Source organism: Actinomyces graevenitzii C83, from assembly GCF_000239695.1.
GTDB lineage: Bacteria > Actinomycetota > Actinomycetes > Actinomycetales > Actinomycetaceae > Actinomyces > Actinomyces graevenitzii.
The window spans coordinates 1,249,145-1,266,611 of record NZ_JH470338.1; the positions used below are offsets into that span (position 1 = coordinate 1,249,145).

16 protein-coding genes and 1 tRNA gene are annotated in these 17,467 nt (G+C 56.1%); 2 read left to right on the forward strand and 15 right to left on the reverse strand.

The window, feature by feature from the left end; all coding sequences use genetic code 11:
• Positions 1 to 31: 31 nt before the first annotated feature.
• From HMPREF0045_RS09635 to HMPREF0045_RS05365, 3 genes are all read right to left on the reverse strand, one after another.
• On the reverse strand, positions 32 to 1,387 hold the full coding sequence (locus tag HMPREF0045_RS09635; protein WP_005986253.1) for an NUDIX hydrolase: 1,356 nt from the start codon (positions 1,385 to 1,387) through the stop codon (positions 32 to 34).
• Positions 1,384 to 4,224 (reverse strand): RNA degradosome polyphosphate kinase, encoded by a 2,841-nt coding sequence (locus HMPREF0045_RS05360; protein WP_005986255.1) that lies wholly within the window; start codon positions 4,222 to 4,224, stop codon positions 1,384 to 1,386. The genes HMPREF0045_RS09635 and HMPREF0045_RS05360 overlap by 4 nt, the downstream gene beginning before the upstream one ends.
• A 78-nt stretch (positions 4,225 to 4,302) precedes the next feature.
• On the reverse strand, positions 4,303 to 4,986 hold the full coding sequence (locus HMPREF0045_RS05365; RefSeq protein WP_005986257.1) for a hypothetical protein: 684 nt from the start codon (positions 4,984 to 4,986) through the stop codon (positions 4,303 to 4,305).
• A 133-nt stretch (positions 4,987 to 5,119) separates the two neighbouring features.
• Here HMPREF0045_RS05365 and HMPREF0045_RS05370 point away from each other — a divergent pair.
• Positions 5,120 to 5,193 (forward strand) — tRNA-Lys (locus HMPREF0045_RS05370).
• Positions 5,194 to 5,314: 121 nt separating this feature from the next.
• Entirely contained in the window at positions 5,315 to 5,611 is a 297-nt protein-coding gene (locus tag HMPREF0045_RS11335) for an excalibur calcium-binding domain-containing protein (RefSeq protein ID WP_081466794.1), read from the forward strand.
• Positions 5,612 to 6,468: 857 nt separating this feature from the next.
• Here the strand turns inward: HMPREF0045_RS11335 and HMPREF0045_RS05375 are convergent.
• The 12 genes from HMPREF0045_RS05375 to topA all read right to left on the reverse strand — a co-directional run bounded on the left by HMPREF0045_RS05375 (position 6,469) and on the right by topA (position 17,359).
• On the reverse strand, positions 6,469 to 6,720 hold the full coding sequence (locus tag HMPREF0045_RS05375) for a hypothetical protein (RefSeq protein WP_005986262.1): 252 nt from the start codon (positions 6,718 to 6,720) through the stop codon (positions 6,469 to 6,471).
• A gap of 476 nt (positions 6,721 to 7,196) precedes the next feature.
• The gene (locus HMPREF0045_RS10475; RefSeq protein ID WP_155813102.1) at positions 7,197 to 7,619 is read right to left on the reverse strand and encodes a hypothetical protein; all 423 of its coding nucleotides are present in this window, start codon (positions 7,617 to 7,619) and stop codon (positions 7,197 to 7,199) included.
• A gap of 100 nt (positions 7,620 to 7,719) precedes the next feature.
• Positions 7,720 to 8,097 (reverse strand): hypothetical protein, encoded by a 378-nt coding sequence (locus tag HMPREF0045_RS09640; RefSeq protein ID WP_005986264.1) that lies wholly within the window; start codon positions 8,095 to 8,097, stop codon positions 7,720 to 7,722.
• A 41-nt stretch (positions 8,098 to 8,138) separates the two neighbouring features.
• Complete coding sequence (locus tag HMPREF0045_RS05385) at positions 8,139 to 8,519, reverse strand: hypothetical protein (RefSeq protein WP_005986266.1); 381 nt, start codon at positions 8,517 to 8,519, stop codon at positions 8,139 to 8,141.
• Between the two features lie 41 nt (positions 8,520 to 8,560).
• Positions 8,561 to 8,953 (reverse strand): hypothetical protein, encoded by a 393-nt coding sequence (locus HMPREF0045_RS05390; protein WP_005986268.1) that lies wholly within the window; start codon positions 8,951 to 8,953, stop codon positions 8,561 to 8,563.
• Between the two features lie 454 nt (positions 8,954 to 9,407).
• Entirely contained in the window at positions 9,408 to 9,659 is a 252-nt protein-coding gene (locus HMPREF0045_RS05395; RefSeq protein ID WP_005986270.1) for a hypothetical protein, read from the reverse strand.
• Positions 9,660 to 9,731: 72 nt separating this feature from the next.
• Positions 9,732 to 10,118: a hypothetical protein gene (locus HMPREF0045_RS05400; protein ID WP_040315728.1), complete on the reverse strand. Its 387-nt coding sequence runs from the start codon at positions 10,116 to 10,118 to the stop codon at positions 9,732 to 9,734.
• A 115-nt stretch (positions 10,119 to 10,233) separates the two neighbouring features.
• Positions 10,234 to 11,037: an inositol monophosphatase family protein gene (locus HMPREF0045_RS05405; protein ID WP_005986271.1), complete on the reverse strand. Its 804-nt coding sequence runs from the start codon at positions 11,035 to 11,037 to the stop codon at positions 10,234 to 10,236.
• 2 nt (positions 11,038 to 11,039) lie between these two features.
• Entirely contained in the window at positions 11,040 to 12,482 is a 1,443-nt protein-coding gene (gene uhpT, locus HMPREF0045_RS05410; protein ID WP_005986273.1) for a hexose-6-phosphate:phosphate antiporter, read from the reverse strand.
• A gap of 213 nt (positions 12,483 to 12,695) precedes the next feature.
• A complete protein-coding gene (locus HMPREF0045_RS05415) occupies positions 12,696 to 13,856 on the reverse strand; it encodes a DNA polymerase III subunit delta' (protein ID WP_005986274.1) in 1,161 nt (386 codons plus the stop codon).
• Positions 13,853 to 14,515, reverse strand: a complete 663-nt coding sequence (gene tmk / locus HMPREF0045_RS05420; protein WP_005986276.1) for a dTMP kinase — start codon at positions 14,513 to 14,515, stop codon at positions 13,853 to 13,855. The genes HMPREF0045_RS05415 and tmk overlap by 4 nt, the downstream gene beginning before the upstream one ends.
• Entirely contained in the window at positions 14,516 to 17,359 is a 2,844-nt protein-coding gene (gene topA, locus HMPREF0045_RS05425) for a type I DNA topoisomerase (RefSeq protein ID WP_005986278.1), read from the reverse strand.
• Positions 17,360 to 17,467: the final 108 nt, after the last annotated feature.

Sequence of the window (17,467 nt, forward strand, 5' to 3'; positions counted from 1 at the left end):
ATCAGTGCAGCCCCGTACCTTAGTGCAGTTCTTAGTGCAGTTCCAGCGCCACTATCTGGGAGCTCTTAACGACGACGTCGCCGCCGCCCCCAGCTTCAACGTCACCTTCCGGCGTCGTCCCTAACTGCACCGAAGCAGGCCGGCGACGCAAATGCACCACTACCGCCTGCCCTGGACGCAACCAGGGATCACTGTCAGGGAGTTTGGTGGCCAATTCAGGACCCATATATTCACGTAGAGTCTCAAAAAGCAGCGGCAAACAGGGTCGATGCACACACAGCGCCAGCGGATAGATAGGTTCCAGCTGGCCCTCAGGTGCAGGCTCGCGCCTCTGCGGACCAGCAGGCCCGCGCCCGGGTAGCCCCGCAGGCTCGCGCCTCTGCGGACCAGCAGGCCCGCGCCCGGGTAGCCCCGCAGGCTCGCGCCCCTGCGGACCAGCAGGCCCAGCCTCCGACTGGCCCTCAAGCACAGACCCGCGCTCCAGCAAATCCCGGAAACTAGCCTGCATTACCTCAGGCGACGTCAACGCGCTGACCTCGGTGAACGCCTCATCACTGCGCAAATCCAGGCCACAGCCATGCGCATAGGGCGCCAGAGTGTCAACGCAGCGTTTCCAGGGCGAAGAAACCAGCTCCCCCACCCCATAGGCGCTAAGCAGAGCCGCCACGTCCCGGGCCTGGGCTTGCCCCCGACCCATCACCAAAGGCCGGGTAAGCTCGCTATTAATCCCATAGCCCCAGGTGGCGCGGCTAACCGCCTTGGCGTGGCGCACCAGCACCAAGCTACGCACCTGCAGCTGCCCGCTTTCATACCAGTCCACCAGGCGCGCCAGCAGGCGCTTGTCGTCAGCGTGGGTGAGCTTGCGGGCGGCCTTTTCCACCTTCCACCAGCGCACCTTGTCAATTTCGCGCTTGGATGCGGGCTTTACCGCAGCTCGCAGCCCCTCCCCCGGGCCGTGCTCAGGCAATACCTGGGCCGCCCAGTACAGGGTGCGTTTTTTGCGGCCGCTTACTAGACGACGGCGAGCCTTGCCCAGGTAGCGCCCCAGCACAATCTGGCGGCCGGTTTCTTCGGCTACTTCCCGGATAGCGGTGAGCACCATGGATTCGCCGGGTTCGGCTTTGCCTTTGGGGAAAGACCAGTCGTCATAGCGTGGGCGGTGCACTACCAGCACTTGCAGCTTATCGTTTTTAAGGCGCCACACCAGCGCGCCGGCGGCTAGCACCGGCGGGCGGCGTGAGGCCTTGATCCGCAAGCTTTTCTTGGGGCGCTTGCCCCGTTCCTTGCGGCGCCCGGCCTGTTTCTTGGCTTGCTGCTTGGTTTGTTTCTTAGCTTGCCGCCCGGCCTGCTGCTTGCTGCGCGCACCAGCCTTAGCTGCAAAACTCATTTAACCCGGGCCCGGGCCTGGGACATAAGCACATTTTGCACGTCCTCAAGCTCCTGTCCGTCGTCGTCATGAGTACGCCGCTGCCAGGTGCCGTCAGGAAGTAGGTGCCAGGCGCTGATGCGGCCGGAGGTTTCCAGGTCAATCAGCCAATGCAGGCGCTCCACCAGATCCGGCTGGGTGATCTTAACCAGGGCCTCCACGCGGCGGTCCAGGTTACGGTGCATCAGGTCAGCGCTACCAATGAAAATCTCGGGGTTGCCGTCGTTAGCAAAGGCGTAGATGCGCGAGTGCTCCAGGTAGCGGCCCAGGATTGAGGTGACGTGAATGTTTTCGCTTAAGCCCTCAACTCCGCAGCGGATCCCGCAAATACCGCGAACCACCAGGTCAACGCGTACACCCGCACGCGAGGCCCGGTAGAGGGCGTCAATAATGCGCTCATCAACAATGGAGTTAACCTTGATCTTGATCCAGGCTTCACGCCCAGCCAAGTGGTTGTCAATTTCGCGCTTGATACGTTCCAGCAGCCCGTTACGCAGGCCGCGCGGGGCTACCAGCAGGCGACGGAAGCGGGCGCGCGGGGCATAACCTGAAAGCTGGTTGAACAGCGTGGTCAGGTCTTGGGCGACGTCGCGGTCGCAGGTCAGCAGGCCCAGGTCCTCATAGCCACGGGCGGTCTTGGGGTGGTAGTTGCCCGTGCCCACGTGGCAGTAGCGGCGCAGGCCGTCAGTTTCCTGGCGCACCACTAGTGACAGCTTGCAGTGGGTTTTAAGCCCGATCATGCCGTAAACCACGTGTACACCGGCCCGCTCAAGCTTGCGTGCCCACACGATATTGGCTTCTTCATCAAAACGGGCCTTGATTTCCACAATAGCCACAACCTGTTTGCCCAGTTCAGCAGCCTCAATCAGGGCGTCAACAATGGGTGAGTCACCACTGGTGCGGTACAGGGTCTGCTTGATGGCCAGCACCTTGGGGTCGTGGGCGGCCTGGGAGATGAACTCCTGGACGCTGGTTGAGAAGGCGTCGTAGGGGTGGTGCAGCAAAATGTTGTGCTCACGGATGGCCGCGAAAATGCTGCGGGGCCGCGCCGATTCGCGCGGGTTGATCCCGGCCGGGGTGACCGGCACGTAGCGCTTGTATTTGAACTCGGGGATGTCCAGGTCGTGAATTTCGGACAGGTCAGACAAGTTCAGTGGCGCGGGCGAGACAAACACGTCTTCTTGCGAGATGTTTAGCTTGCGTACCAGGTAGGTGCGCACAAAATCGCTGATGGAGTCTTCTACCTCCAGGCGCACTACCCGCCCAAAACGACGGCGTCCCAGCTCTTTTTCCATGGCGGCGAGCAGGTTTTCGGCGTCGTCCTCTTCAACTTCAAGGTTTTCGTTGCGGGTGACGCGGAAGACGTGGTGCTCCACGATTTCCATGCCCGGGAAGAGGTGGTCCAGGTGGTAGGCCACGACTTCCTCAAGTGGGATTAGCGCCAGGTTGCGCGGTTTGGTGTTGGTTAGCTCGCGCCCGGGCACCTGCACGAATCGCGGCAGAGAGTCGGGCAGTTTGATGCGGGCGAAGTGGTTTTTGCCGCTGCGTGGGTTGCGCAGCATAACCGCCAGGTTCAGCGATAGGCCGGAAATGTAGGGGAAGGGGTGCGAGGGGTCCACCGCTAGCGGGGTCAGCACCGGATAGACCCGGTAGCGGAAGTAGCGGGTGAGCTTGTCGCGTTCTTCCTGGCTCAGCGATTTCCAGTCGGTAATTTCGATGCCTGCCTGGGCCATGGCCGGGCGTACGTCGTTTTGGAATAGCTCGGCTTGGGCGGCGGTGAGTTTCTTGGCGCGCGAGGTGATTAGCTCTAGCACCTGCTTGGCATCCAACCCTGAGGCACGCACGGGGGTGATTCCGGCGGCGATGCGTCGCTTTAGCCCGGCCACGCGCACCATGTAGAACTCGTCCAGGTTGGAGGAGAAGATGGATAGGAACCAGGCGCGAGTAAGTACTGGCAGGCTGCGGTCTTGGGCCTGTTCCAGCACGCGCTTGTTGAAGTCTATCCAGGTCAGTTCCCGGTCCACGAAGCGCTCAGGGAATTCGTCTAGCGCGGGCAGTTTTTCCTGCAGGCGGTCGATATCCGCCCAGTACTTCTTACTTGAGGGGTCTACAACCTCTGTAGCTTCTACTGGCTTGACGCCGTCTAGTTGCGTGCTGCCTGCGGTTTTTGCGATGCCGACGACGGAGCCCGGCTTGGCATCTTTTGTCTCACCGGCACGCTTGGCTGCGTCAGCTTTAGCGTCATTGGCGGCGGTTTTACCGCTCGCCTTTACACTGTCTACCTTGGCGCCTTTAGTGCCGGTAGCGCCCTTGGCATCAGTAACACCCTTGATGCCAGCAGCACCCTTGGCCCCAGCGGCACCGTCAGCCTTAGCTCCCACGCTAGCGGCGCCGTCGGCCTTAGTCCCAGCCCCAGCGCTACCAGCTTTAACTCCAGCGCTACCAGCTTTAGCAGAACCAGGCCCATCAGCAGTCTTTGCACCGCTAGAAGCCTTGCCTGCTTTGGCGCGCTTGGAGCCCTTAGAGGCAGCATTTTTAGCGGGCGCAGCGCTTAAGGTGCCAGTCTCGCCAGCTTTTTCATCACCAGTCTCGCCGGCTTCAAGCACTTCGATAGCAGCCTCAACGCCGCTAGCGTCAGCGTCGGAGCTTGCCTCCTCCTCAAAGTCCTCGTCCGCATAAGCGGGGCCAGCGTCATCCTCGAAATCTCGGGGGTCTGCGGTTTCAATAACGGCGGCTATGGCTGCGTCGGTGCGCTTGGCTTCTTCGACGTCGACATCCTGTGCAGCGTGATCTTGCATACTCGTATTCTGTCAGTGATAGAGGTTAATTTTTCCAGCATTATTGTACTGATATTTGGGCGCTAATGTCCCTGGGGATTAATCCAATTTCCCGACGGCGGCCTTAGCAGCTGCTTCACGTAGCTCGGCGGCGGTTGTGGCCAGGGCGCGAGCACGGGAGGTGACCACGTCGTAAAGCGGGTCATTTTCGTCAGTAATCCAGCTATCTTGCTCACTAGCGCGGCTGAGGCGTTCTAGCAGGGCGGCGCTGGCTAGTAGCGTGGGGTAAAGCTGGGATCGGCGCGACGGCGTCCGTTGGCTACCAGCGGATGCGTCGCCCAGCAGTAGCTCGTTTAGTTGGGCTTGCACCTGGGCCACACTGTCTACCCGCTGCCCCTGAGATAAGGCGGCCTCAAAGCGGGCCTGAGCAGCAGCGTCGTCGTCATTAATAGTTACTGCTGTGGCGTAACGCGACTCTACCAGGGCCGGGTCGCGCTCAATCCATTCGCGTAGCAGTAGTAGGCGCCAAAGCGCGCCAGGTAAGGTGCCCGCAGGGCTGGTGGCCCACAGCTCGCCAATCACATCTACGCCATGGGAGGCCACAACTTTGCGCAGCCCAGCGGCGGTTAGCGTGGTGTCAGTGTCCGCACCAAGGTAGCCACAAATGAGCAGCTGGGCGCTTTGGTGAGCCAGAACGGAGGTGGCGGCGGTGTCTTCAGCGCCGGTGTAACGCTCAGCTTCGGCGGGTTCCATGAGGACGGGGCGGTGGAATTGGCGGGTCATACATGCCTCCTTTAGACGTAGGCTAACAAGTCCGCTATGATGGGGGCTGTCAGTTCGCTGCGGGCCGTTCCAAAAGTCCGTTAGGCGTTGCTCGCATCCGCAAGATGCCAGCCGCGCAGCAGTGAGCAGGCCTGCCCCCTTAGCTCAGTTGGTTAGAGCTACGGACTTTTAATCCGCAGGTCGAGGGTTCGAGTCCCTCAGGGGGTACTTTTCAGTACAGTGTGCCCTCACCAAGATTTGGTAGGGGTTTTGCTTATCGTTATTTCCACAAACTCAGCAATTATGAAATGAAGTTCAGAAGGCTGGTCATAGGCGTCATTGCTTTTTCTTGCTGACAGTAGGCGCATGCACAATAACTCCAACACCTACCCCAACTCCCACTCCCGAATCTGAAGCTGCGCCCGCTCCCGCACCGGCACCAGAATCTGAATCTCAGTCGGAAGAAAATGGCGAGGCAGCTGAAGCGCCCGCCGACGACTCCAGTTCTGTTTACTACAGCAACTGCACTGAAGCTTGGAATGCTGGAGCTGCCCCTATTTACCGTGGTGAGCCTGGTTACCGAAGCAAACTAGATCACGATAACGACGGTGTTGCTTGCGAAAGGCAACCACCACATAGTCGCTAGCTGGTAACTAGCTAACTGGCCACTATTCGCTAGCAGCCTATGAAAGGCTAGAGATTTTAGAGGCTCATGAGGCATAATAGAGGCAGCCAGTTCCCGCGAGGGGACTGACTGCCTCCAGTCACTGTACTTTAGTTCTTGAGCAGTGACGCGAGGGCTACGATCAAAGCCGCTAGGGCCTGGATGAGAGCAGCGACACTCGCGATGTCAACGCTCTTCCTCCGGGCCTTTCGCTTGCCTTGACCAGTCTTGGACTTGCCAGACAATGAGCCCACCTCCTCTCAAACCCCCAATCGCTTCCCAGCCATAAGCCACTAGAAGATGTACCGGGAACGTTGGCCGCTTAAAAGAGGGCAAAATAAGCCTAGCAAGCCCTTGGCAAGTGGTGGTTCAAAATTAGAGCAGCGCTTTAAGCTCACAGCCCAGAAAAAAGGCTGGAGGCAGTAAATAAGCGTGAGGCATAATAGAGGCAGCCAATCCCCTATTTAAAGAGGACTGACTGCCTCAGCCACTGCTACTTAAGAGCGATGAGCAGTGACGCGAGGGCTCCAATCAAAGCCGCTAGGGCCTGGATGAGAGCAGTGACATTCGCGGTGTCAATGTTCTCCTTCCGGGCCTTTTGCTTACCTTGACTAGTCCTGGACTTGCCGGACATAAGCCCACCTCCCTTCTAACCCCAATCACTTGCCAGCCATAAGCCGCTAAAAGAGGTGAGCTGGTAGTGTTGGCCGCTTCAAAGAGGGGCAAGCTAAGCCTAGCTCAAGGTTGCCTGCGGTTCGAACAAATGTTGCGACCAAAATCAGCATGTTGCGACGACGCAAATCTAGCAGCCGCTAGGGCTACCCGCTGTTTGGTGGTACTTACTCTTTATAGGTAGCAGACACTTTCATAATAACTACCACTATCTGTGTAGCAACAAAGCTCGCCAATGGCCAAAAAATCAATGACTTAATATACTCCGAGGGACTTGCCAACCCCTCACCATTCTCATAAATTCCAGAAAATGAGGCAACATACACCGAAACCAGCCAGGGACTAATTAATATTAGAACCCCAAGGGCATCAACACATTTTATCCAAAAAGCTAAACTGTTCCACTTCTTCTTAGCCATTTACCCCCTTAGCTATACCACTAGCGTCACATCAGCGCATACAGCAAATGTTACTAGCCGACACATCTAACGCAACAATGCTCTAATTATTAAAACAAATCCAACCAGTGCGCTACGTGCCGCAACTATACGCAGGACCTGTCGCTTTCGTTCGTGTTTACTCACAGGAAGCTGGGTAGCTGACTGCTTAGGTATAACAAAGTTTTTATCAAAGTTAGCTACCATCTGATTTCCGATCAACCACTTTCGAAATTCTTATCTTTTATAGTTACTACAACATTAAGCCTCCTGCGCATACCGATATTTCGGCACAGCTTTTATTACTTTAGACAAAGTGTCTCTTCATAATTGGAGCTTTGATCTATCGGTTTCGAGGAATGCTTAGGTCAGGGCGTTCAAATATAGTACTAAATGTATCGAGATCTTTCAGGTGAACGATATATGAATCCTCATCATCGAAAGACCTCAGTCCTTACCTAGCCACGATGCGCCGACCCCTGCACACCACCCCCACACCCTCGAACGCGAAGAGCTACCAAATCAGCAACTATAAGAAATAAAAACCCAAAAGGTACCAATATAAAAAAAGACATTAAAAACACCAAGAGTGCCCAACCTACACCACCGCTACCTCCTTCAGAAACAAGGAGAGTAACAATGAACATTACAAATGGACTAACTATCAGAAACAGACCAATCCTGACAAATACAGTTGAAAACGCTGTTAAGATTTCGCATTTCTGACGACCTAATTCCCGCGAACTCCTACCTATCCGGGCAACCTTTTCGGACCTAGCCAGTTTTTCATTAAACGCTTTTTCCGACTGGCCATCAGGACTTGATGCATCATCAATCAGAGACAGCGTACCGAATTCAGCATCAGCTTGATCATTATTCATTTTCTAACCAGCTTTCCTGTAAACAAGATGAACTATCGCCTATTGCAGATACGACCCATACACGAATAAAATCCTCGCCAACACTAATACCGAACCAAATCTACTTACACAGATTCTCGCCAAAATCAAACATAATTAGTGCAACAACAGATAACACAAGCCCTATTGGAAAAAAAGTCATAAACATAAAAAAAATCTCCCAAGCTAAGTCATCTCCACTATCACCATGATCCCCTGGAAGAAGAGCAATAATATAAATAAATGGGATCAAGAGCATGATCACTCCCGGAATACCCAGGCAGAGTGCTGCCGTAAAGTAATTCTTCCGTTCACGCTCCCCTTCGGAGGGAAGTCCCATTTCCTGCGATAATACAACTGGAGGCGCTGGTCGTAGCTTAACCGGAGAAGCTTGTTTACTTATCCACTGCGACCTAGCCAGCTTTTCATTAAACGCCTTTTCTGACCGACTCTCACACATTTATTAGACCTCTTTAATACCAGTGCATACTCGAAACTAAATTACTCTTTGACCATGGCACCCAGACCCATCATAGCTACCGAAATATAAGATACAACAACCCCTATCGGCGTAATAGTTATGAACGCCCCGAAAGCCCTCAAATCCCAGCCATCACCATTAATACCATGATCTCCCGGCACACCCGCAATAATGTAGCCCAAAATAAATGGACTTAAGATCAGAGATACTGCCGGAATAGCAAAACAAAGCGCCAGCATAAATAAAATCAGCCGCTTACGCTTACCCTTAGCAGAAAGCACCTTTTTTGGCTGCGGCACAAAAGGCATTGGTTGCAGCAAAACCTTCGGCACTTGCCCGCTTATCTGCTGCGACCTAGCCAGCTTTTCATTAAATGCCTTTTCTGACTGACTCTCACACATTTATTAGACCTCTTTAATGCCACTACATTCTCGAAACCAGATCACTCTTTAACCCTGGCAGCCAGATACATCATAGCTACCGGAATAGCAGATATAACAGCCCCTATCGGAGTAATATATACGATCGAGAAAAAAGCCCTCGCATCCCAGCCATCACCATTAATACCATGATCTCCCGGCACACCCGCAATAATGTAACCCAAAATAAATGGACTGAAGATCAGAGACACTGCCGGAATACCAAAACAAAGCGCAAACATATAGAAAATCAGCCGCTTACGCTTACCCTTAGCAGAAAGTACCTTTTTTGGCTGCGGCACAAAAGGCATTGGCTGCAACGAAACCTGCGGCACTTGCCCACTTATCCGCTGCGACCTAGCCAGCATTTCCTTTAAAGCCTCCCCGGGCTGCTTCTCAGGTATTTCCTGTTCCATCAGCTACCACTCCGTCCGCTCAAAGCAGTCACAACCTCATTCACCAAAGTTACCACCAACCATACTCACCACAAGGACACGTATTCATAACAAGCACCTAACGCAGACACATACTGTTTCGAATAGCCATTGCAAACATGAAAGTTAAAATTCCCAATGGACTAAGCATTAACGATACCCCCGCAACAGCAAGATACCTATAAATCATATTCAATCACTTTCATTTGCAAGCAATTTCATCCTACTAGCTAAGTCCATTTCCCTTCTAACCACAATCACTTACCAGCATAAACCGTTAAAAGAGGTGAGCTGGTAGTGTTGGCCACTTCAAAGAGGGGCAAGCTAAGCCTAGCTCAAGGTTGCATTCGGTTCGAACAAATGTTGCTACCAAAATCAGCATGTTGCGACGACGCAAATCTAGCAGCCACTAAGGCTACCTGCTGTTTTGTGGTACTTACTCTTTATAGGTAGCAAACACTTTCATAATAACTACCACTATCTGTGTAACAATAAAGCCTAGTAGCGGAAAATTAATCAATGCACCCATATATCTCGTAGGATCTACAGAAGCTCCACTATCCCCATAAATTCCAAAAAACGAGGTTATATACACCATAGCCACCCAGGGACTAGCTAATATTAGAATCCCAAGAGCGTCAACACATTTTATCCAAAAAACTAAACTGTTATGTTTCTTATCGGTCATTTGCTGCTCCTCCTTTGGTACACCGTTAGTATTACATCGGCACATAACAGCACATACTGTGAGCTGATACAGCTAACGCAACGACGATCTAGTTACTAATAAACCCCCGGCTAAGAGCACAAAAATAAGCCCTATAGGGACGTAAAAAAATAAGAGGGCGATACAAAACCAGCTAAAGCTGTCAACATCATCGACATGAGCCCCTGGAACAGCAGCAAGACCGCTAGCAACAAATGGACTCATTATTAAAACAAATCCAACCAGTGCGCTATGTGTCGCAACTATACGCAGGATCTGCCGCTTACGCTTACCCTTAGCAGAAAGCACCTTTTTCGGCGGCGGCACAAAGGGCATTGGTTGCTGCATAACTGGAGGCACTTGCCCGCTTATCCGCTGCGACCTAGCCAGCATTTCCTTTAAGGCCTCCCCAGGCTGCTTCTCAGGTATTTCCTGTTCCATCAGCTACCACTCCATCCGCTCAAGGCACTCGCAAGTGATTTGATTACGTTTGATTGCAACTGCCGCCAGGGCACCCTGCTTTGGGGGCCCTGGCGGCCAGTCTATCGCGCAAAGCTCATTCCACCTGGCGCATTAGCGCCGAGAGTAGCTCAGTGTGCGCCTGTGGCCAGCCCACCAGCACGCTACCGGGGTAGCGCACATCCAAAGGCGTGCCGTCCAGGCGAGTAAATTTCACGCCGCTTTCTACACAGATCAGGTACGCCGCCGCGATGTCCCAGGGAGATACCCACATGTGCACAAAGGCGCCAGCCCTGCCGGCGGCCACCTCCACACACTCAAGCGCCGCCGAGCCGTAGCGGCGGTGTCCGCGTGATTCCAGCAGACAGCGCGTCAATCGCGGCAAAGCCACGATTTCCTTGATGTCGGTGATGATCACAACCTCACGCCGCCCACGCGTCTCATTGACCCGCGCCAATGGCTGCCAATCACAGTAAGCCCCCTGCCCAGCGATAGCCGTATAGGTGAGCCCAGCGAGGACGTCGACCACTACCCCCAGCACCGGGCGCCCATCCTCACACAGGGCCAAAGAAATGGCGTAGTCGCGGTGAGTGGTTACATAGTTCATGGTGCCATCAATGGGGTCAAGTACCCACACCCGCCCCGCAAATGAGCTGACAGAGTGGCCTTCCTCCCCCAGCAGCGGGTAGCCCGTGGCCGCCATCAGCATCTCACTGATGTAGGCCTCAATCTGCTTATCCACCGCCGTAACCAGGTCATTGCGGTTGGATTTGGTTTCAACATCCAGCTCAAAACCGGGATCTAGGACAGTCTGGCGTACCCCCGCTAGCAAGTCACAGACTATCTCCAGCAAATCCTCTAAATCCAGATCCTTAGCTTCACTCGCTTTATCAGCCGCCATTTTTAACCTTCCTTTTCGCCTTGGGTGTCTTTACCGTCTTTGCCGTCAGTGCCAGCAAAATCCCGGTCGGCGCGGATCATGCGCTCCTCAAACAGCGCCACCAGCAGCAAGCAGGCCAAACCAACCACCGCCGAGGCAATCAGCACCATAAATGTAGAACCCCAACCGTGCAGGTTGTAGCCCAAAATGTTAAGCCCATCCTCCTCAGGGTCAGCGATATAGCCCAACATCACCTTGGCCATGGAGTCACCAAAGATGTAACCAAAAGCGCGCGGCACCGCGTTAACCACCACCGTGGCAGTCTTAGGTGCAAAGCCAATCACGCAAATACCAATCAGAGTTACCGGCCCAAAGATCAAGAAACCGATAAAGAACAAAGACACGTAGACCGCCGTCGGCGTAGTGGCCTGGGAGTAGGTGAAAATTGGGATAATCACCAGGCCCAAACCAATTGCCGCCGTAAGCGCGCGCCTACCACCCAAACGGTCAGAGAAGTAACCCCACAATAGCGAGCCAGCCAAACCGCCCAGCTCCAGGCCAACCGTGGAGTTAACCGCCCACTGCTTGCTAAAGTGCAGCGCCTCAGAGGTGTAAAGCACGTTCCAGTTATCAATACCGATACGCACCGCGTAGGCCGCCACGTTCGCAATGCATAGGAACCAAATCGCCGGGTTTTTAACCACGTAGTTCCACACGATCGCACCCTTAGACATGGAGGTGGTGACAGTGTCTACCTTGGATTCGGGCTCACCGAAAATAGCTTCAGGCTTGTCCCAACCCAACTCGCCGGGCTCATCTTTACCAAACCACATACCCCACAAACCAATGGGGATACAGATCAGTGCGGGCACAATAAACATGCCGGCCACGCCGCCACCAAAGAAGGTATTTGCACCCCACAGGGCCAGCGCACCGGCGATCATGGCACCAATGTTGTGCGAGGCGTTCCACCAGCCGATAAAGCGCCCACGATATTTACGCGGAGTCCACCGGTTCATGGTGGAGTTACAGCAGGGACCACCTGGTGCCTGCGCTAAACCGTTTAGGCTCCACAGCAGCACCATGATGCCCATCGGGTGGTTCACGCTCAGCAGTACCCCACCTACCAGCACGCTCACCACGCCGGCACTGACCAGCAGGAAGCCCAGGATGCGTTTAGTGTTTCGCCCATCGCACAGGAAGCCCAGGATCAGTCCGCCAAAGCCGTAGGTGAGCGAGAATGCGAAACCGATCGTGCCCAGCTCGGCGGTGCTCAGCCCGGCTTGTTCTTTCAGCAGCGGCTGGGCGGCCTTGAAGTTAGTGCGCAGCAGGTAGAAACCACCGTAAACCACAATGAGCACGGCGTAAGTCTTTAAAAATTCCCCTAGCCAAGCTTTCTTTTGCTGTTCCAAAGTTAGCTGGGTAGTTCCGGTGCGCAGCTCAAAAAATCGCGTCAGTGCGCCCATACGTAAACCTCCTTGCTTACGAGTTTGCCGCAGGCCACAGCACCCGCAGCGGAAGTTTCTCCACTATAGCGCAGCAAAGTTAATTTAGGTCACATTTGTTCTACTTATTTAGTGCCGACGCCGCCGCCTGCACATCCGTTAAGTTGCTCTTGCGCTGTGCCCGGCCCCGGTAACGACGACGCCGTCCACTCAGACCGGCAAGGACAGGCCATCTCAGGCCTGCGGGCGCAGCTGCACCATTAGTGACTCCAGGGCTAGCAGCGGCGAAACATAGGTTTTTAGGCGAGCGCGGCACTGCTCCACAGCGGCCACCCTAGCCAGTGTCTGCTCAGCTGTGGAACCGGCTGCCACCTGGGCGATTTCTTTCTCTAAGTCAAGGTTGACACTGTCTAGCTGACTGCCTAGTTGGCGTGAAAGTACGTCGCGATAGAAAGACAGCAGATCCACCATGGCCCGGTCTAACACGTCAGTTACAGCGCGTTTAGCACGACGTTTCTGGTTGTCTTCCAGAGCTTTTATCTGGCCGCGCATGGCTGGGGGAATACGACTCTCCCCCTCTAAGCCAAGCGTGCGGATCAGGGCCGCTTTTTCTTGGGCGTCACGGGCAGTGGAGGCAGCTTCAGCCTCTTTTTCAGCCTGTTCTAGCAGGTCAGCTGCCGCAAAAACAGCGTCACCCACACTGCGCAGTGAGATTGGGGCGGACATAAGCGCGCGTCGTCGCTCCCAGGCACCCTCATCTTTGGCCAGGTGACGGGCCAAACCAATATGGGACTGGCTGGCCCGGGCAGCCCGCAAAGCCAGCTGGGGTTCGGCGCCGTCGCGCTTAACTAAAAGATCAGCCACCGCCTGCGCGCTGGGCACACACAGCCGCACCAGGCGGCAGCGCGAGCGGATGGTAGGTAAAACATCCTCGCTGGAGGGGGTGCACAGCAGCCACACCGTATAGGGAGGCGGCTCCTCAATGCTTTTGAGCAGCACGTTTGTGGTGCGCTCATCCATGCGGTCGGCGTCTTCCACCAGGATTATCCGCCAGCGTCCCTGCCAGGGCATCCGCCCGGCCTGCTCGATCAGGCTTTTAACCTCATCGATGGTGATAATCATGCGGTCGGTAGCTAGACGCACCACATCGGGGTGGGTGCCGGCCAGGGTTTGGCGGCAGCCCTCACACTGGCCGCAGCCAGGCTCAGCGCCGGTACATTCAAGGGCGGCAGCAAAAGCCAGTGCGGCAGTGGATCTACCCGATCCGGGCGGGCCGGTAACCAGCCAGGCGTGAGACATGGCGGCGGTGGGCACTTGTGGGCGCGCCCCAGCAGCGGCCGCCTGGAATGTGGCCACCACCTGCGCTTGCCCGACCAGCTCGTCCCATACGCTCATGCGTCAATAATTCCGCGTTCTTTCAGCAGTTCGCTAACCAACGCGCGCACCTGGGCAGCTATCTGCTCAATTTCGACGCTGGCGTCAATGATTTTTATGCGCGTACTTTCCTGCTCAGCTAGGCGGTGGAACTGTTCGCGCAGGCGATACTGAAATTGCAGGCCTTCAGCTTCAATCGCATCGGCCTGGCCACTGCGGGTGTGTACGCGCTTGGCGGCAAGCTGCGGATCTGCGTCTAGCAGCAAAGTTAGGTCTGGCAGCAGCTTGTCGGTGGCCCACAGGGATAGGTCACGCACTTCCGTGGCCCCCAGGCACCTGGCAGCGCCCTGATAGGCCACAGACGAGTCGATGTAGCGGTCGGTTACAACCACTTGACCAGCCGCTAAAGCCGGGTTGATCAGCTCATTTACGTGCTGGGCTCGGTCGGCTGCGAACAGTAGTGCCTCGGCTTTGGCGGTTATTTGCGTCCGCTGCGCATTTTCCGACGCCGTCCCCAGCAGCAGGGAGCGCAACTGGGCCCCCAGGGCGGTGGCGCCAGGTTCACGGGTGCGGCGCACGCTTACCCCCTGGTCTTCAAGCCAGTTGGTAAGCAGCTCTACCTGGGTGGTTTTGCCAACCCCGTCGCCGCCTTCGAAGCTGATGAAAACTCCGCGACCCATTTAGGCCTCGCTAGCCTCAGCAGCCTTAGCAGCGCTGGTCTTAGCAGCGCTGGCCTTGGCCTTCGAGGTTTTGCTGGTGGCAGCCTTGCTGGTCTTGGCAGCGCTGGTTTTGGTACCAGCGGCCTTGGTGGCGGCCTTGGTAGCGGCCTTCTTAGCTGTGGTCTTAGTTGCCGTCTTTTTGGTGGTGGTCTTCTTGGCGGCAGTCTTCTTAGCCGGACCCTTGGCGCGCTTTTCAGCCAAACGCTCATAGGCCAGCTCAGGGGTCACGGTAGCCGGGTCGTCGTCGCGGCGCAGGGTCACATTGGTTTTACCGTCGGTGAAGTAGGGGCCAAAACGCCCGTCCTTAATGACCACCGGTAGCCCAGAGTTAGGGTCAGTGCCCAGTTCACGCAGCGGGCCCTTGGGAGCAGCCGCGCCACGCCTACGCTTGGGCTGGCTAAACAGCTCCAGCGCCTGCTCTAGGGTCACCGTGAACAGCTCAGCCTCGGTTTCTAGTGAACGCGAGTCCTTGCCCTTGGTTAGGTAGGGGCCGTAGCGACCGTTTTGGGCAGTGATTTCTACGCCTTCAGCGTCCGTGCCCACCACGCGCGGCAAGCTCAGTAGCTTAAGGGCGTCGTCGAGAGTGACGCTGGACAGGTCCATGTCCTTAAACAGGCTGGCAGTGCGGGGCTTGGGCTTAGCGGCCTTACGTGTGCGCTTTTTACCCTCGGTTTCCGCCTCCGGTTCCGGCTCCGGCAAAACCTCGGAAACATAGGGTCCAAAACGCCCGCTCTTAGCCACAATCATGTGCCCAGTTTCTGGGTCAACACCCAGCTCACGGCCATCTTCAGCGGCTACCGCAAACAGCTCGTGGGCCTTAGCTACGCTGAGCTCGTCAGGGGCCAGGTCTGCGGGCACATTAGCCCGCTTACCTTCAGCGTCCTCCAGGTAGGGGCCGTAGCGGCCCACACGCAGAGTGATACCGTCACCAATTTCCATGGAATTAACCGCGCGAGCATCAATTTCACCCAGGTTATCCACCAAAGTTTTTAGGCCCGCACCGTGAATATTGGCTTGCGGGTCAGCTGCTATATCGCCGTTATAGAAGCGACGCAGCCAAGCCACACGCTCTTCTTCACCCAACGCAATACGGTCCAGGTCAGCCTCCATGGAGGCGGTGAAGTCATAATCCACCATCTGCGCGAAGTTTTCTTCCAGCAGACGGGTGACGGCGAAAGCCAGCCACGTGGGCACCAGCGCCTGGCCCCGGTGATCCACATAGCCACGATCGCTAATTACGCTCATGATCGAGGCATAGGTGGAGGGGCGGCCAATTTCGCGCTCTTCCAGGGCCTTAACCAGTGAAGCTTCGGTGTAGCGCGGCGGCGGGGTGGTTTCGTGCCCAGAGGCCTGCACTTGGCGGGTCTCCAGCTCCTGACCAGTGCTTACTTCTGGCAGACGCACATCTTTAGCGTCACCCTCGTAGCGGTCAGCGTCACGGCCTTCCTCGTAGGCGGCCAGGAATCCCTTAAAGGTAATTACTGTTCCCGACGCCGTCAGTTCAGCCTGCTTAAAGCTTGCGTCCCCGTTTAGGGGGGCCTGCACATGGATCACGGCGGTAGAGCCGGTGGCGTTAGCCATCTGTGAGGCCACCGTGCGCTTCCAAATCAGCTCATACAGCTTGAACTGCACCGGCTGCAGGGAGTCTTTAACCTCACTGGGAGTGCGGAAGTGGTCGCCAGCAGGGCGGATAGCTTCGTGCGCCTCCTGGGCGCCCTTGTTTTTGGTGGCGTAAACACGCGGTTTCTCGGGCACATACTGGCTACCGTAAAGCTCACCGATCTGGGTGCGGGCGGCGGCCACAGCCTGGCTAGAAAGCGCGGTGGAGTCGGTACGCATATAGGTGATGTAACCGGACTCGTACAGGCCCTGAGCTACACGCATAGTGTCGCGCGAGTTCAGGCGCAGTTTACGCGAGGCCTCCTGCTGCAAGGTGGAGGTGGTGAACGGCGGGGCCGGACGGCGGGTGTAGGGGCGGGTTTCCACCTTGCCCACCTGGGCTTGGGCCTGCTCAATAGCCTGCGCCACGGCCTGCGCGTCAGCCTCATGCAGGTGCACCACCTTGGCGGCCTGAGCCTGGGAGGTTAGTGCGGCGTCGTCGGCAAAATCGCGGCCAGTAGCCACCCGACGCCCATCCAGGGAGACCAGGCGGGTAGCAAACTCACTGTCGTCGGCGGCAAAAGTAGCCTCCACACCCCAGTAACTGGCGGGAATGAAAGCCATACGTTCACGTTCACGCTCCACCACCAGGCGCGTGGCCACAGACTGCACGCGACCAGCCGAAAGCCCCTGACGGATCTTGCGCCACAGCACCGGGGAAATTTCGTAACCCACCAGGCGGTCCAGGATACGGCGGGTTTCCTGGGCATCTACCCGGTGAATATCGATTTCGCGGGTGTTATCCAGGGCGCGGGTGATGGCTTCACGGGTAATCTCCGTGAAAGTCATGCGGCGCACGGGAACCTTAGGCTTGAGTACCTCTTTTAGGTGCCAAGCGATAGCTTCACCCTCGCGGTCATCATCAGTGGCCAGGTAAAGCTCGTCGGCTTCCTTCAGGTGGCGCTTAAGCTCAGCCACCACTTTCTTCTTATCCGGGTTAACCACATAGTAGGGGGTGAAGTTACCCTCCACGTCCACGGCAAACTTCCCGAAGGGGCCCTTCTTCATATTGGCCGGCAGCTCAGAAGGCTGAGGCAAGTCACGGATATGACCAATGGAGGCCTGGACGTCGTAGTCCGCGCCTAAATAGTTTGAAATTGACTTAATCTTGTTCGGGGACTCGACAATCACGAGCTTGCGTGACACGACTTTCCTCCTACATCCCGGTTCTCTTGCCGCCGCTGAACTAGGCTAGCGAGGCAAGGGCGCGCAAGCTTGCGCCGACACACCTATATATCAGCGTAGCCTAGATTT

Bases quoted from the DNA above. Each gene is read 5' to 3' on its own strand.
- tmk (WP_005986276.1), bottom strand. From the start codon at position 14,515: ATGGGTCGCGGAGTTTTCATCAGCTTCGAAGGCGGCGACGGGGTTGGC.
- HMPREF0045_RS05385 (WP_005986266.1), bottom strand. From the start codon at position 8,519: ATGTGTGAGAGTCAGTCAGAAAAGGCATTTAATGAAAAGCTGGCTAGG.
- HMPREF0045_RS05365 (WP_005986257.1), bottom strand. From the start codon at position 4,986: ATGACCCGCCAATTCCACCGCCCCGTCCTCATGGAACCCGCCGAAGCT.
- HMPREF0045_RS05405 (WP_005986271.1), bottom strand. From the start codon at position 11,037: ATGGCGGCTGATAAAGCGAGTGAAGCTAAGGATCTGGATTTAGAGGAT.
- uhpT (WP_005986273.1), bottom strand. From the start codon at position 12,482: ATGGGCGCACTGACGCGATTTTTTGAGCTGCGCACCGGAACTACCCAG.
- HMPREF0045_RS10475 (WP_155813102.1), bottom strand. From the start codon at position 7,619: ATGAATAATGATCAAGCTGATGCTGAATTCGGTACGCTGTCTCTGATT.
- HMPREF0045_RS05415 (WP_005986274.1), bottom strand. From the start codon at position 13,856: ATGAGCGTATGGGACGAGCTGGTCGGGCAAGCGCAGGTGGTGGCCACA.
- HMPREF0045_RS05375 (WP_005986262.1), bottom strand. From the start codon at position 6,720: ATGGCTAAGAAGAAGTGGAACAGTTTAGCTTTTTGGATAAAATGTGTT.
- HMPREF0045_RS09640 (WP_005986264.1), bottom strand. From the start codon at position 8,097: ATGTGTGAGAGTCGGTCAGAAAAGGCGTTTAATGAAAAGCTGGCTAGG.
- HMPREF0045_RS09635 (WP_005986253.1), bottom strand. From the start codon at position 1,387: ATGAGTTTTGCAGCTAAGGCTGGTGCGCGCAGCAAGCAGCAGGCCGGG.
- HMPREF0045_RS05360 (WP_005986255.1), bottom strand. From the start codon at position 4,224: ATGCAAGATCACGCTGCACAGGATGTCGACGTCGAAGAAGCCAAGCGC.
- HMPREF0045_RS05390 (WP_005986268.1), bottom strand. From the start codon at position 8,953: ATGGAACAGGAAATACCTGAGAAGCAGCCCGGGGAGGCTTTAAAGGAA.
- HMPREF0045_RS05395 (WP_005986270.1), bottom strand. From the start codon at position 9,659: ATGACCGATAAGAAACATAACAGTTTAGTTTTTTGGATAAAATGTGTT.
- HMPREF0045_RS05400 (WP_040315728.1), bottom strand. From the start codon at position 10,118: ATGGAACAGGAAATACCTGAGAAGCAGCCTGGGGAGGCCTTAAAGGAA.